The organism is Klebsiella aerogenes (assembly GCA_029027985.1).
Lineage (GTDB): Bacteria > Pseudomonadota > Gammaproteobacteria > Enterobacterales > Enterobacteriaceae > Klebsiella > Klebsiella aerogenes_A.
In genome coordinates, this window is record CP119076.1 from 2,617,285 (window position 1) to 2,631,497 (window position 14,213).

Consider the following 14,213-nt stretch of genomic DNA (forward strand, 5'->3'; position numbering starts at 1 on the left):
GCAAAAAAGTTGTGCGATAACCGCCCTTTCATATCTGCAGAATATGGTAAACCGGTAAACTCGCCCCACCGCAGACCAATGAGGTTACGCTAATGACAATAACCTGCAGCTTATATAGCGGCGGCCAATGGCACGATGCCGAAGGCAACGCCACGTTTACCCGCCGTAATCCGTTGAGCGGGGAGATAGCCTCTGTCGCTCCTGCCGCCAGTCTCTATGATGCTCGCCGCTGCGCGCAATCCGCGGCGGCAGCGTTCCCGCGCTGGCGCGACACCTCCCCGGCAGAGCGGCGCCGCCTGTTGCTGGAAGCCGCCGAGCAAATGCAGTTAAGAGAAGCCAAATTTATTGCCACCATGGCTGCCGAGACCGGCGCCACCGCACATTGGGCAGGGTTTAACGTCCATCTTGCGGCGGATATCCTGCGCGAAGCCGCAGCGTTAACCACGCAAATCGAAGGGCAGATTATTCCCTCCAACGTCCCGGGAAATCTGGCGATGGGCGTGCGCCAGGGCGCAGGCATAGTGCTGGCGATGGCGCCGTGGAATGCGCCGCTGATTCTGGCCACCCGGGCGATTGCCACACCACTGGCCTGCGGCAATACGGTGATCCTCAAGGGTTCAGAACTCTCGCCAGCAACCCAGGGGCTGATAGTCGATGCGCTAACCGCAGCCGGTTTTCCCGATGGCGTAGTCAATTACCTCACCTGCTCAGCGGCCGATGCGCCAGCATTAGTCGAGTCGCTAATCGCGCATCCTGCCGTTCGTCGGGTGAATTTTACCGGCTCGACGCCGGTTGGCCGCATTATCGCCCGCACCTGCGGCGAGCACCTGAAACCTGCCGTCCTGGAGCTCGGCGGCAAAGCGCCGCTCTTAGTGCTGGATGACGCCGATCTAGCGCAAGCGGCGGCAGGAGCGGTGTTCGGCGCCTTCGCCAATGCCGGTCAAATCTGCATGTCGACCGAACGCATCATTGTTGATAACGCCATTGCCGATGAGTTTATCACCTTAATCAGCCAGCGTGCCGCCGCCCTACCGCCCGCGCTGCTCGGCCCGGTGGCCGATTTGAAAACCGTACATCGCTGCAATGCGCTCATTGACGATGCGCTGGCGAAGGGTGCCCGTCTGCTCTGTGGCGGGAAATCTGAATCAACGCAAATGCGCGCCACCCTGCTGGATGGTGTGACTCGCGAGATGCGGTTATGGCGAGAAGAGTCATTCGGTCCGGTTAAAGCAGTGATTCGCGTCAGTGGCGAGGACGAAGCGTTGGCGGTTGCCAACGACAGCGAATACGGCTTGTCCGCCGCGGTATATAGCCGCGACAGCGCTCGAGCCTGGAACGTGGCGCAAAACTTACAAACCGGTATCTGCCATATTAACGGCCCAACCGTCCATGATGAGGCTCAGATGCCGTTCGGCGGTTGCAAGTCCTCCGGTTATGGCCGCTTTGGCGGGCGCGCCGGCATTGCCGAATTCACTGAATTACGCTGGATAACCCTGCAAACGCGCCCACGCGAGCTACCGTTCTGATCTCCAGCGCTCTGTTTCAGATTAACCCGGCAATGACGCCCGCCAGCGCTGCCGGGTTTTCCCATGCCATCGAATGCCCGGCCTGCGGCACCACCGCCACCGTGATGCCTTCATTTTCGACATCCATCGCTTCTTGCGCCGGCAACGATAAACTACCGTAGATAAGCGCCTTCCGGCATTGCAGGTTGATAAAACGCGTGAACCACGAGGGAGTCGCCCCGGCAATCAGGCTACTGGCGCTGCGCCACAGCGCCCAGGGAGCGCTGTTTTGCAGACACCCCGCCCATGGCGAAGTTTCCGCCGCCAGCATGGCGTGATACCCGCTGGCGATAAATTCGGCTTCCGTTTGCGCGGCAATTTTCCGGCTATACAGACCTCCGCCCGCATAAAGATTGGGCTCGGCGACAATTAAGGCCTCAACCCGAGCGCCGAGAAGTTGCGCCGCCTCGATCGCCACGCTGCCGCCCATGCTGTGGCCGTAGATTGCGCAGCGCTTAATACACAGGTGATCCAGCCACTCAACGACGACGGCGGCCTGGTCGCTAATCCGGTAGCCAAATTGTTGTGGTTTATCGCTGTAGCCATAGCCGGGAAGGTCGACAAGCAGGATTCTCCGCCCCGCTAACGCAGGGTCAGATACAACATGCGGGTAGTCGTAAGAAGAAGCGCAGCCCAGCCCGTGGATGAAAACAATTGGCGCGCCCTGGCCCGGGTAATCGAACCAGCGGACCGTTGCACCGGCGAGCGAGGAATAAAAACGGTTCATCAGAGCATATCCTTTTATCTTTAACTGGTTTTTTATACAGTTATCGTAAAGGATATGCCAGTCGTTTTTCAGCTCAGAATAACGAGACCAGTAATGCCATCGGGAAGCTAAACGGCCAGGTCGCGCCAATCAACAGTGCCGCCAGCAGACGAACACAGCGGCTTTCCTTCGTTAAAAACCAACTGATCAACGCGCAAATACAACCCATCACGGCATAGAAAATCAGCATTTTTTGGTATAACGTCATTTTTCTTCCTTCCCTGGCGAACACCACGCACCACCCGGTACGTCAGGGATTCAGTATCTCACCAAACGAACATCGGCTAAGACGACGGAAAAACGGTTGATTCAGCGTTGTCCGATAGCGCAACCCTACGCCACCGACTATATATGTAGGGGCTTACTCATAAAGGTGGCGTTATGGATGTTTCTCACAAAACCGTAATTCTGATTAATGTCGGCGTAGCGCTGGCGCTTATTAGCCTGTTATCTGTTCGTTTTGGTTGGTTTTAGTAATTTTTCAGCAACTAAACCTAAAAAAGCAGCCTTTATGGCTGCTTTTTTATGATTTGACTACCGCATGATCCCCGGCATTCTTTTGCTGCTGCGCCACAATAGACTTAAGGTTTTCCGGGTTATATTCCGGTAGTAAATTCAGTTTTTCATTATCCCATTCCACCGCCGTGCAAACGCCCTCGTTTACCCCTTGATTTTCACAACCAGTAATACGTTGGGCAGGGAAATTGCCGTAAAGCATCGCGCTCACGCCGGTCAGTAACAGGAGAAATGCTATCTTTTTCAAAACCAATTCAACTTCAAAGTAACAAATTATGTCAAATTTTCTCACGAGGGGGACAACAAAGTCAAATCGCAAACACAGCGAGCGCTCACCACGCTGCTGTCTTAAACATGATTGTTACATTTTTGCTACAATTTGCGTTATTCCACCGAACGCAGGGCAGAATTAAATCGTCGGTATCAGAATTTTCCCTGGGATTTAAACTAATATTTATATTTGTATATATAAACAGAAGCTCAACGAGGCTACCGTCGATAAACGGCAGCATGGCTACCCGCAGTCTTCATTGAGTGCGAAATATCTTAAATTGTTTGGTATTGACAGTGGCGAACTGACATTGGCAGCCCTATATTTAATGCGGGTTCCTGATTTTTCAGTTGTTCTTTTGTGCGATCCCCATACTCAAATGAGAAAAATTATCGTTTGCAAGTTTAAGAATTTTCACATACATTCGTCAACATTAGTAAGAGCCAACTCGTTTTGCTCATTAATATTTTGAGGTTGCTTATGTCTGGAATTGCCGCCCTGGTTATTGCATTAGTCTTATTGGTGGTCGCTATCTACAGTCTTATTTCTTATATTCGTGAACGTCGTCATTCTGGCCTACCGACTAAAAAGAACAAACGCTAATATTTTTCATTCTATTGGAGTAACCCATTCTGCAAATAAAAAAATCCCCGCAGAATTTGCAGGGATTCAACTATATTGCCGTCAGGGACTTTCTCTCTCTTTTTATCCACGCGCTCAGCGTATCATCACCCGAACGGTCTACACCCCATCCGGCGCTTATCTCCGGCACTCACAATGGCTTAGCTCTTGAAGGGGTATAGGAATGCTCTCATATTTCCCCTTCTCGTGTTTACCATTTATTGCTATCGCAATTATTAGCCTGATAATGCTGACAGTGCGGTAATGTTTAATGCTTCACCATGACGTGGCGCACCACGGTATAGTCCTCCAGACCATACATCGACATATCCTTCCCATAACCGGAAAGTTTTTGCCCGCCATGAGGCATTTCGCTAACCAGCATGAAATGGGTATTTACCCAGGTACAACCATACTGCAAGCGCGCGCTCAAACGATGGGCGCGACCCACATCTTGCGTCCATACCGATGACGCCAGCCCATACTGCGAATCATTAGCCCAGGTTAATACTTGTTCCTCGTCACTAAACGACGTCACGCTGACAACCGGACCAAATACTTCACGCTGGACAATCGCATCCTCCTGCCGCGCGCCAGCCAGTAACGTCGGCTGGAAATAGTACCCCTTACCCGCCGCCCGGCTACCGCCGGTCACGACGTTAATATGCGGCAATGCGCGCGCAGCATCGACAGCGGCGGTCACCCTCTCAAGATGCGCCAGTGAACTCACCGGTCCAAGTTCCGTCGCGGGATCATCAGGTTGGCCCATTTTCAGGCTGGCGACGGCGGCGCCTAACTTTTCAACCAGTCGATCGTAAACCCCCTGCTGCGCATAAATGCGGCAGGCAGCGGTACAGTCCTGGCCTGCGTTATAAAAACCGAAGGTGCGCACGCCTTCAACGACGGCGTCAATGTCCGCATCGTCAAACACGATGACCGGCGCTTTTCCTCCCAGCTCCATATGAGTACGCTTAATGGAAGAAGCCGTATGACCAATAATATGCGCGCCGGTGGCGATCGACCCGGTGAGCGATACCATACGTACTTTGCTGTGGCCGGTGAGCGGATCGCCCACCGTTGGCCCGCGACCAAACAGGACGTTAATAACGCCCGCGGGGAAAATGTCCTTCGCCAGCTCAGCCAGTTTTAATGCCGTGAGCGGCGTGATTTCCGACGGCTTGATGACCACGCAGTTGCCGGCTGCCAACGCAGGCGCCAGTTTCCAGGCCGCCATCATCAGCGGGTAGTTCCATGGCGCGATAGAGGCGACAACGCCTACCGGATCGCGGCGAATCATCGAAGTATGCCCCTCCAGGTACTCTCCCGCCGCCATCCCCGGCAAGCAGCGGGCCGCGCCAGCGAAGAAGCGGAAAACATCGGCGATTGCCGGCATTTCATCATTAATGACGCAATGCAGGGGTTTACCGCAGTTCAATGACTCCAGTTTTGCCAGCGTCTGCGCATGTTCGGTGATGACATCCGCCATTTTGAGTAAGCATTCGGCGCGGGTTTTCGGCGTTGTCTGGCTCCAGCTGACAAACGCACGATCTGCCGCATTGACCGCGGCATCAACCTGCGCCGCGGTCGCCTCCGCAATCTCAACAATCGCTTCACCATTAGCAGGATTAAATACCGGCAGCACCTCGCCCTCACCCGCTACTAATTTACCGTTTATCAAAAGGTTATGTTGCATAGCATGATCCTGTACAAGTGTATTATTTTCCGCTTTCAGCGTTATTCTCGCCGTCGCGGGTTAGCCACCAGGCCCCCAAAATGGGTACCGTCGTCACTAACATCACCAACAGCGCGACAACGTTGGTGACCGGCACATCGCGCGGACGTCCCAGCTGATTCAACAGCCACAGCGGCAGCGTCCGTTCGTGTCCGGCGGTAAAAGTAGTGACGATAATTTCATCAAACGACAAGGCGAACGCCAGCATGCCGCCCGCCAGCAGCGCCGACCCCAGATTGGGGAGCACGACATAGCGAAAGGTTTGCCAGCCGGTTGCACCGAGATCCATCGATGCTTCCACCAGGCTCCATGATGTCCGGCGAAATCGGGCAATGACGTTGTTAAACACCACTACCACGCAGAAGGTCGCGTGACCCACCACGATGGTCAGCAGGCCGGGCTCAAGGTTGATGGCTTTAAACGCCGTCAACAGCGCCAGACCGGTAATAATGCCGGGCAGCGCTATCGGCAATAGCAGCAGCAGCGACACGGCGTTCTTACCAAAAAACGTACTGCGCCATAACGCTCCCGCAGCAAGGGTACCCAGGACCAGCGCGATACCGGTTGATAGCGCAGCGATTTTAAGTGACAACGTCACTGCATCAATAATATCGCCACGCCCTGCCGCCTCGCTAAACCAGCGCAGCGTCAGTCCTTTCGGCGGAAAGCTAAAAGCGGCGTCCTCGGTGTTAAAAGCGTAGAGCGCGATAATGACCAAAGGGAAATGGAGGAAAATCACCCCGCCCCAGGTAGCGATTTTGAGAAATAACGGCGCGCGTTCAGAGTGCATCAAACGCTCCCAGGCGCTTCACGAACGCCAGATACAGTGCAATCAGAACAATAGGCACCAGGGTAAACGCCGCCGCCATCGGCATGTTGCCAATAGCGCCTTGCTGGGAGTAGACCATGTTGCCGATAAAGAAGCCGGGCGGCCCTACCAGTTGCGGAACGATAAAATCGCCGAGCGTCAGAGAGAAAGTGAAAATGGAACCCGCCGCAATACCGGGGATCGCCAGCGGCAGCACCACATAACGGAAGGTTTGCCGCGGGCGGGCGCCTAGATCGGCGGAAGCCTGCAACAGCGACGGCGGCAGACGTTCCAGCGCCGCCTGCACCGGCAGGATCATAAACGGCAGCCAGATGTAGACGAACACCATGAATCGCCCCAGCCCCGAAGTAGACAACGTATTGCCGCCCACCGCCGGAATGGTCAACACCATATTCAATAGACTTTCCAGGCCAAGGTGACCAAGAAACCACTGCGCAACGCCATCCTTTGCCAGCAGTAGCGTCCAGGCATAGGCCTTCACAATATAGCTCGCCCACATCGGCAGCATCACGGCGATATAAAAGAATGCTTTCATCTTGCCGTGGGTATAGCGCGCCATGTACCACGCCATGGGTAACGCGAGGATCGCGCTGGCAAGGGTCACGCTTAGCGCCATCACCAGCGTGCGCACAATGATGTCGTAATTCGCCGGATTAAACAGCGCTTTCAGGTTGGCGAGCGTCAGGTCAGCAGTGACCGACATCGTAAAATCATCAAAGGTATAGAAGCTTTGCCACAACAGCGTCAGCAGCGATCCCAGATAGACGATGCCAAACCACATCAGCGGCCCCAGCAGCAGTAAAAACAGCCCCAGCGCAGGTTTACGCCAGAACATCCCTGAAACACGCCCGGTGGCAGGTTGCGGTAATACCATGGTCATCTCAGCCTCCGCTTTCCAGGGGAACCATGGCCGAACGGGACCAGCAAGCCAGCACATTTTGCCCCGGTTGCGGCGCGCCGAGCGCCGCGCCGCCATCCGTGTTGGCCTGGCTAACTAACAATTTGTCGCCATCGGCCAGCTTCAATTCAATCCGCGTTGCGGCTCCTTGATACTGCACCGCCTGGACGATGCCGGGAACCTGAACGTCGCCGCCGCTATTAAGCCGAATATGTTCCGGTCGCAGTGACCAGGTTCCCGACACGCCGCAAAGCCGCTGCGCCAGTTCGGGCGTAAAAACGTTAGCGGTACCGACAAACCCGGCGACAAAGGCCGTTTTAGGACGTAAGTAGAGATCGTGCGGCGAATCAACCTGTTCAATACGGCCATTGTTAAATACCGCCACCCGATCGGACATTGACAGCGCTTCCCCCTGATCGTGTGTGACAAAGATGAAAGTGATACCCAGCGACTGCTGTAGTTTTTTTAACTCCACTTGCATCTGTTCACGCAGTTTTAAATCCAGCGCGCCCAACGGTTCGTCTAATAACAGCACCCGCGGCTGGTTGACCAGCGCCCGGGCAATAGCCACACGCTGGCGCTGGCCGCCGGAAAGTTGTGAAGGTTTACGGGCGTGAACAAATCCCAGCGCCACTTTTTCCAGCGCCTCCTGGGCGCGGAGATGGCGTTCTTTTTTGCCAACCCCTTTCACCATCAGACCATACGCGACGTTGTCGATAATCGACATATGCGGGAATAGCGCATAATCCTGAAATACCGTATTGACGTCGCGCTGCCACGGCGGCAGCTCACTGGACTGCTGGCCAAAGATACGAATCGATCCGCCGGACAACTGTTCGAAGCCGGCGATTAAACGCAGGCAGGTGGTTTTGCCGGAGCCGGAAGGCCCCAGCATGGAGAAAAACTCGCCATCACGAATGGCAATGCTGACGCCATCCACCGCGCGCACGTCACCGTACAGACGCGAAACGTCATTAAACTCAACCGCGTACGTCATGTTCAGCCTCCAACCGTTTAGCGGCCGCCCATAATCGCAATGTAGTCCTGAGTCCAACGGCTGTAAGGCACATATTTTCCACCTTCGGCAATCGGCGTTTTCCAGAACGCAATCTTGTCGAATTGGTCGTACCCGTTGGTTTCACAACCTTTGTCACCCAACAGCGTGCTGGCTTTACAACCCTGCGGCACCACCGGAAGCGATCCAAACCAGGCGGCGACATCGCCCTGTACCTTCGGCGTCAGCGACCAGTTCATCCACTTATATGCGCAGACCGGGTGCTTCGCCTCGCTGTGCAGCATGGTGGTATCGGCCCAACCGGTCACGCCCTCTTTCGGGAATACGGTAGCAACAGGCTGCCCTTCGCTTTTCAGGCCGTTGGCCTGGTACGGCCAGGCGCTGGAAGCGACAACGCCTTCATTTTTGAAGTCGCTCATCTGCACAGTGGCATCGTGCCAGTAGCGGTGAATCAACGAGTGCTGGTCACGCAGAACCTTCAATACCGCCTGATACTGCGTTTCGGTCAACTGATAAGGATCGTCGATACCCAACTGCGGCTGCGTCGCTTTCACAAACAGCGCGGCATCGGCGATGTAAATTGGGCCATCATAGGCCTGTACCCGCCCCTGGTTGCTTTTACCGTCCGGCAGATCTTGTTTAACGAACACCACTTTCCAGCTATCTGGCGGCGTCGGGAAGGTTTTGGTGTTATACATCAGCAGGTTTGGCCCCCACTGATACGGCGTACCGTAGACTTTGTCGCCGACGTTAAACCACGCCCCTTTGGCGACGCGCGGATCGAGCGTTTTCCAGTTCGGGATGAGCGCGGTATTTATCGCCTGCACGCGTTTGCCCATAATCAGGCGTAAAGACGCGTCGCCGGAGGCAGTAACCAGGTCGTAACCCCCTTTTGCCATCAGACTCACCATTTCGTCTGAGGTGGCAGCGGTTTTCACGTTGACCTGACAGCCGCTCTCTTTTTCAAACTGGGTCACCCAGTCATAATTCTTATCCGTTTGACCGCGCTCGATATAGCCCGGCCAGGCAATAATATCGAGTCGCCCTTCCCCTTTATCCAGCGATGTTGGCGGTTCGGCGGCCTGCGCCGTCACAAAAACCATACTCAGCACGCACAGGCTGCCACGGGCAAATTTTTTGCTCATTTGAACTTACTCCTGTCAGAATAAAAGTAGCGGCAGCCATGCCGTAAAAATATCTCCCTTAATAAGGGTAGACGGCGGCCTGCGGGCCTCTGGGGAAATTTACTCAGGTTGTGACCAGGTGCGCATTACGCAAAAATCGCTGCCGCATTTTGATAATATGGATTATAGACAAGGAGTTATGGACGCGTGTTGGCGATACCTTTTCCCTATGGTGGCACCGTGTCGATGGTTTTTTTCTAATGGCTGGCACGCCGTGGAATCATTACGCGGAATCATGCCGGTAAAATAAAAACCGGCATTTGCTATGACGCTGAAGTCATAAATAATATTACGCCAAAAGCGTACGAATAAGCTCACCGAGCCGCTTAACGCCCAATTCTTCTTTTTCTCCCCATCCCCACGCGGTATTAAAGCGGAAAAACGAGGTCCAGTTCGCGGTGGTAGAAAACATTTTCCCCGGCGCAATACTGATGTTATCACGCAGCGCCAGCGTGCTGAGCTGGCTGGCATCGACGCCAGCAGGCAGCTCCAGCCAGAGAAAATAGCCGCTATCGCTATGGTGAATTTTCACTTCCGCGGGAAGATAACGCAGCAATGCCTGCCAGGCCAGCTGTTTACGCTCGGCGAGCTGGCGGCGTAGACGGCGTAAATGCGCGTCGTAGCGTTTAGTCGAGAGGTAATCCACCAGCGCCAGCTGCATTGGCGAACTGGTGGAAAGCGTACTCATTAACTGCAGTTGTTGGATGCGGCGAGCATGCTTGCCGGCGGCGACCCAGCCGATGCGAAAACCCGGAACCAGACATTTAGAAAACGAGCTACAGTGCAGCGTCATTTCCTGATGATCCCAGTATTTTGCCGGTAGCGGCTTATCGCGGCCAAAGTACAGTTCGCTGTAGACATCATCTTCAATTAACATCACGTTGTAACGGGTTAACAGCGACACCAGCCGCGCTTTTTTCTCGGCGCTCAGGGTAAATCCCAGCGGATTCTGGCTATTGGTCATTAGCCAGCACGCTTTCACCGGATAGCTTTGCAACGCTTGTTCCAGCGCGGCCAGATCGATGCCCTCTTTGACATCGGTCGCCACCGATAGCGCCTTTAAGCGTAAACGCTCCAGCGCCTGCAACGCGCCGTAAAAACAGGGGTTTTCCACCACTACCCAATCGCCTGGCTCAGTAACCGCCTGCAGGCTGAGGTTCAGCGCCTCCAGCGCGCCAGCGGTAATCACAATCTCATCCGGCGCGACGTTCATCCCCTGCAAGGCATACCGGCGCGCGATGGCATGGCGCAACTCGTCATTACCTGGCGGTAAATTCTCAATCACGCTCATGGCGGTGGCCGTTTTGCTTACCTGCGCCAGCGAACGGTTTAGCTGCTGCAGTGGAAACAGACGCGGATCGGGAAAAGCAGAGGCAAACGGCAGCATCGATGCCTGACGGCTGGCCTGCAGTACATCGAAAATGTAGGTGTTGATATCGACGGATTCGTTACGCGTCACCTGGGCGGGCGGCTCCGGCTGGCGCTGCTTTACCGGCTGCGGCGCGACGTAGTAACCGGACTGCGGACGGGCGATAATCCGCCCCTGACTCTCCAGTAACTGGTACGCATGGCTCACCGTCATAAAACTCATGCCGCTACTCACGACCTGTTCACGTAATGAAGGCAACCGATCGCCCGGCTGCCAGACGCCAAGGGCAATCTGTTCGGTGAGTTGCTGCGCAAGCTGCTGGTATTTTTTCATCACGAGACGCCATGAAGGAAACGAGAGCCATATCTTATAACAGATGAAGAAAAATGGCATTTATTTATAACTGATATAAAAACAATAAAAAGACGGTACTTCGCTTTAGCGGCGTGGTTTCCTGGTCATACGTCACAACCATCCCTGCCAGCACTTAAATTACTCATACAAACTCAATACATACACAACATTAATTTAATGTGATATCTAAAATTCAATACATAAACTCCTTAAGCCATTACTTAACAAGGCGCCCTCCGTTTTACTCAAATATATTGCAAATAAATTAATTGAGACAAAACTATAAACACAGCAAAAATAAAAAACAGTAGTGACATTGAGATAAAAAATAAAAAAGCATTTGAACACAAAACGCATTATTAACGGATTCAATAACACAACGAATAAAAGAGGTATCGATGAAGAACGATGACAGTTCAGCAACTGTTATCATAAAAAACACCGTTTTTGCGCCTGCAATCGCCTCTCCCGGACTCCTAAAATTGCGTTGAATCAATTTTGTTGTGGAGCCCCGCATGTTCGGTCTTGATGCGTTTCATCTGGCGCGAATCCAATTCGCCTTTACCGTCTCATTTCATATCATCTTCCCCGCCATTACCATCGGTCTTGCCAGCTATCTGGCGGTACTGGAAGGTTTGTGGTTAAAAACCAACAACCCCACCTGGCGTTCGCTGTACCACTTCTGGTCGAAAATTTTCGCCGTCAACTTTGGGATGGGCGTGGTTTCCGGGCTGGTCATGGCCTACCAGTTCGGGACCAACTGGAGCGGTTTCTCGCAATTCGCCGGCAGTATCACCGGTCCCTTACTCACCTATGAAGTGCTCACCGCTTTCTTCCTGGAGGCTGGTTTTCTTGGCGTGATGCTATTTGGCTGGAACCGCGTCGGCCCCGGTCTGCATTTTTTCGCCACCTGCATGGTGGCGTTGGGAACCATTATCTCCACCTTCTGGATCCTGGCCTCCAACAGCTGGATGCAAACGCCACAAGGCTTTGAGGTCGTTAATGGTCAGGTCGTGCCCGTTGACTGGTTGGCCGTTATCTTTAATCCATCTTTCCCCTACCGATTGCTGCATATGTCTGTCGCCGCCTTCCTCAGCAGCGCGCTGTTCGTCGGCGCATCAGCGGCATGGCATTTACTGCGCGGCAACCAAACGCCCGCTATTCGCGCCATGTTCTCCATGGCGCTGTGGATGACGCTTATCGTCGCCCCAATTCAAGCCATGATCGGCGATATGCACGGCCTCAACACGCTAAAACACCAGCCGGCGAAAATTGCCGCTATTGAGGGGCACTGGGAAAACCCGCCGGGCGAACCCACGCCGCTGCTGCTATTTGGCTGGCCGGATATGCAGCAAGAACGCACCCGTTATGGCCTTGAGATCCCGGCGCTCGGGAGTCTGATCCTCACCCACAGTCTGGAGAAACAGGTTCCGGCACTGAAGGAATTCGCTGCGGAAGATCGCCCTAACTCCACCATCGTCTTCTGGTCATTCCGCCTGATGGCCGGGCTGGGCATGTTAATGATTGCGCTTGGCATCATTGCGCTGTGGTTACGCTATCGCCAACGCCTTTATCACTCCAGACCTTTCCTGCTCTTCGCGCTATGGATGGGGCCATCCGGGCTGATCGCCATTCTTGCCGGTTGGGTCACGACCGAAGTCGGGCGTCAGCCGTGGGTGGTATACGGCGTACAGCGCACCGCTGACGCGGTATCGGCACATGGCGACCTGCATATGACCATCAGCCTGCTGGCTTTTATCGCTGTCTACAGCTCGGTGTTCGGCGTGGGTTATAGCTACATGCTGCGTCTGATCCGCAAAGGGCCGCAGGAACAGATATCAGCGCCATCAGGCACGGCCGCGCGTCCGCTTTCCGCCGCCTCGGATGGTTTTCCGCATAAGGAGTCCCGCTAATGGGCATTGATTTATCGATTATTTGGTTTGTGATCATCGTCTTCGCCACCCTGATGTATATCGTGATGGACGGTTTTGACCTCGGGATTGGGATTTTATTTGCCGCCGTGCGCCGTGGCGAAGAACGCGACGTGATGGTCAACAGCGTGGCCCCGGTGTGGGATGGCAACGAAACCTGGCTGGTGCTTGGCGGCGCAGGTCTTTTCGGCGCCTTCCCGCTGGCCTATGCGGTGATTATCGATGCGCTGTCGGTGCCGCTCACGCTGATGCTGATCGGCCTGATTTTTCGCGGCGTCGCGTTTGAGTTTCGCTTCAAAGCAACGCCTGCGCACCGTCCTTTCTGGGATAAGGCCTTTCTCGGCGGGTCGCTGCTGGCGACCTTCACTCAAGGGATGGTCGTTGGCGCGGTCATTAATGGTTTTCCCGTTAGCGGCCGCAGCTTTAGCGGCGGGATATTCGACTGGTTCACGCCGTTCACCCTGTTTTGCGGCCTCGGATTGACTATCGCGTATGCGCTTCTGGGCGCCAGTTGGCTGGTGATGAAAAGTGAGGATCCACTACAGCGCACCATGCGCAGAATCTCGCGTATCCTGCTGTTGGCATTGTTGGTCGCGATCGCGGTGATTAGTCTCTGGACGCCACTGTCACAACCCACGATTGCGGCTCGCTGGTTCAGCCTGCCGAACCTGTTTTTCCTGCTGCCGGTACCGCTGCTGGTGGTCGCCATCAGCGCCTGGCTGTGGCGCTCGCTTGGCCGACACGTCAGCCATGTGTTGCCGTTTGCCTTAACGCTGGCGCTAGTATTCCTTGGTTTCAGCGGGCTTGGGATCAGCATCTGGCCGTATATTATCCCACCGGGCATCACCTTATGGCAGGCCGCCGCGCCGCCGCAAAGTCAGGGCTTTATGCTGGTTGGCGCGTTGCTGATTATTCCCGTCATCCTCGGCTATACCTTCTGGAGCTACTACGTGTTCCGCGGCAAAGTTCAGCCTGGCGAGGGGTATCATTGATGAATCAATCATGGGGTAAGCGACTGCTATGGATGGCGGCGATCTGGGGCATTAGCGTACTGGCATTAGGCGCGGTCAGCATGGTGTTTCGCCTGTTGATGACCGCCGCAGGACTGCGTACCTGATCGAAAACGACGATTTCCCGCCTGGCGCGCTCGCGCCAGGCATCG

General features: G+C 54.6%; 15 protein-coding genes. 6 read left to right on the top strand and 9 right to left on the bottom strand.

The window, feature by feature from the left end; all coding sequences use genetic code 11:
• The first annotated feature begins 92 nt into the window (after nt 1-92).
• Nucleotides 93-1,526 carry an aldehyde dehydrogenase gene (locus tag PYR66_12540; GenBank protein ID WEF26178.1) on the top strand — a complete coding sequence of 478 codons (1,434 nt, stop codon included), beginning with the start codon at nt 93-95 and terminating at the stop codon, nt 1,524-1,526.
• Between the two features lie 16 nt (nt 1,527-1,542).
• Here PYR66_12540 and PYR66_12545 read toward each other — a convergent pair whose 3' ends face one another.
• Both PYR66_12545 and PYR66_12550 read right to left on the bottom strand, forming a co-directional pair.
• Entirely contained in the window at nt 1,543-2,292 is a 750-nt protein-coding gene (locus PYR66_12545) for an alpha/beta hydrolase (protein WEF26179.1), read from the bottom strand.
• A gap of 73 nt (nt 2,293-2,365) precedes the next feature.
• Nucleotides 2,366-2,539 carry a GhoT/OrtT family toxin gene (locus PYR66_12550; protein WEF26180.1) on the bottom strand — a complete coding sequence of 58 codons (174 nt, stop codon included), beginning with the start codon at nt 2,537-2,539 and terminating at the stop codon, nt 2,366-2,368.
• 173 nt (nt 2,540-2,712) lie between these two features.
• On the opposite strand from PYR66_12550, the gene yncL reads away from it, so the two are divergent.
• The gene (gene yncL / locus PYR66_12555; protein WEF26181.1) at nt 2,713-2,805 is read left to right on the top strand and encodes a stress response membrane protein YncL; all 93 of its coding nucleotides are present in this window, start codon (nt 2,713-2,715) and stop codon (nt 2,803-2,805) included.
• Nucleotides 2,806-2,854: 49 nt separating this feature from the next.
• Here the strand turns inward: yncL and PYR66_12560 are convergent, their stop codons facing one another.
• On the bottom strand, nt 2,855-3,094 hold the full coding sequence (locus PYR66_12560; GenBank protein WEF26182.1) for a hypothetical protein: 240 nt from the start codon (nt 3,092-3,094) through the stop codon (nt 2,855-2,857).
• Nucleotides 3,095-3,598: 504 nt separating this feature from the next.
• Here PYR66_12560 and PYR66_12565 point away from each other — a divergent pair.
• A complete protein-coding gene (locus tag PYR66_12565) occupies nt 3,599-3,721 on the top strand; it encodes a small membrane protein (protein WEF26183.1) in 123 nt (40 codons plus the stop codon).
• A gap of 286 nt (nt 3,722-4,007) precedes the next feature.
• Here the strand turns inward: PYR66_12565 and patD are convergent, their stop codons facing one another.
• The 6 genes from patD to PYR66_12595 all read right to left on the bottom strand — a co-directional run bounded on the left by patD (nt 4,008) and on the right by PYR66_12595 (nt 11,099).
• On the bottom strand, nt 4,008-5,432 hold the full coding sequence (patD, locus tag PYR66_12570) for an aminobutyraldehyde dehydrogenase (GenBank protein ID WEF26184.1): 1,425 nt from the start codon (nt 5,430-5,432) through the stop codon (nt 4,008-4,010).
• A 22-nt stretch (nt 5,433-5,454) separates the two neighbouring features.
• The gene (locus PYR66_12575) at nt 5,455-6,261 is read right to left on the bottom strand and encodes an ABC transporter permease (protein WEF26185.1); all 807 of its coding nucleotides are present in this window, start codon (nt 6,259-6,261) and stop codon (nt 5,455-5,457) included.
• A complete protein-coding gene (locus PYR66_12580; protein WEF26186.1) occupies nt 6,251-7,180 on the bottom strand; it encodes an ABC transporter permease in 930 nt (309 codons plus the stop codon). The genes PYR66_12575 and PYR66_12580 overlap by 11 nt, the downstream gene beginning before the upstream one ends.
• Before the next feature lies 1 nt (nt 7,181).
• On the bottom strand, nt 7,182-8,195 hold the full coding sequence (locus PYR66_12585; protein ID WEF26187.1) for an ABC transporter ATP-binding protein: 1,014 nt from the start codon (nt 8,193-8,195) through the stop codon (nt 7,182-7,184).
• Nucleotides 8,196-8,212: 17 nt separating this feature from the next.
• Nucleotides 8,213-9,358, bottom strand: a complete 1,146-nt coding sequence (locus PYR66_12590) for an ABC transporter substrate-binding protein (GenBank protein ID WEF26188.1) — start codon at nt 9,356-9,358, stop codon at nt 8,213-8,215.
• Between the two features lie 328 nt (nt 9,359-9,686).
• Nucleotides 9,687-11,099, bottom strand: coding sequence for a PLP-dependent aminotransferase family protein (locus PYR66_12595; GenBank protein WEF26189.1), 1,413 nt, complete (start codon nt 11,097-11,099; stop codon nt 9,687-9,689).
• Between the two features lie 536 nt (nt 11,100-11,635).
• Between PYR66_12595 and PYR66_12600 the strand changes: the two genes are divergently transcribed.
• Genes PYR66_12600 through PYR66_12610 form a run of 3 tightly spaced genes read left to right on the top strand, consistent with a single transcriptional unit; the run spans nt 11,636 to nt 14,168 of the window.
• Nucleotides 11,636-13,033 carry a cytochrome ubiquinol oxidase subunit I gene (locus tag PYR66_12600; GenBank protein WEF26190.1) on the top strand — a complete coding sequence of 466 codons (1,398 nt, stop codon included), beginning with the start codon at nt 11,636-11,638 and terminating at the stop codon, nt 13,031-13,033.
• Nucleotides 13,033-14,043 carry a cytochrome d ubiquinol oxidase subunit II gene (gene cydB / locus PYR66_12605; protein WEF26191.1) on the top strand — a complete coding sequence of 337 codons (1,011 nt, stop codon included), beginning with the start codon at nt 13,033-13,035 and terminating at the stop codon, nt 14,041-14,043. Before PYR66_12600 ends, cydB begins: the two co-directional genes overlap by 1 nt.
• Nucleotides 14,043-14,168, top strand: coding sequence for a DUF2474 domain-containing protein (locus PYR66_12610; protein WEF26192.1), 126 nt, complete (start codon nt 14,043-14,045; stop codon nt 14,166-14,168). Before cydB ends, PYR66_12610 begins: the two co-directional genes overlap by 1 nt.
• Nucleotides 14,169-14,213: the final 45 nt, after the last annotated feature.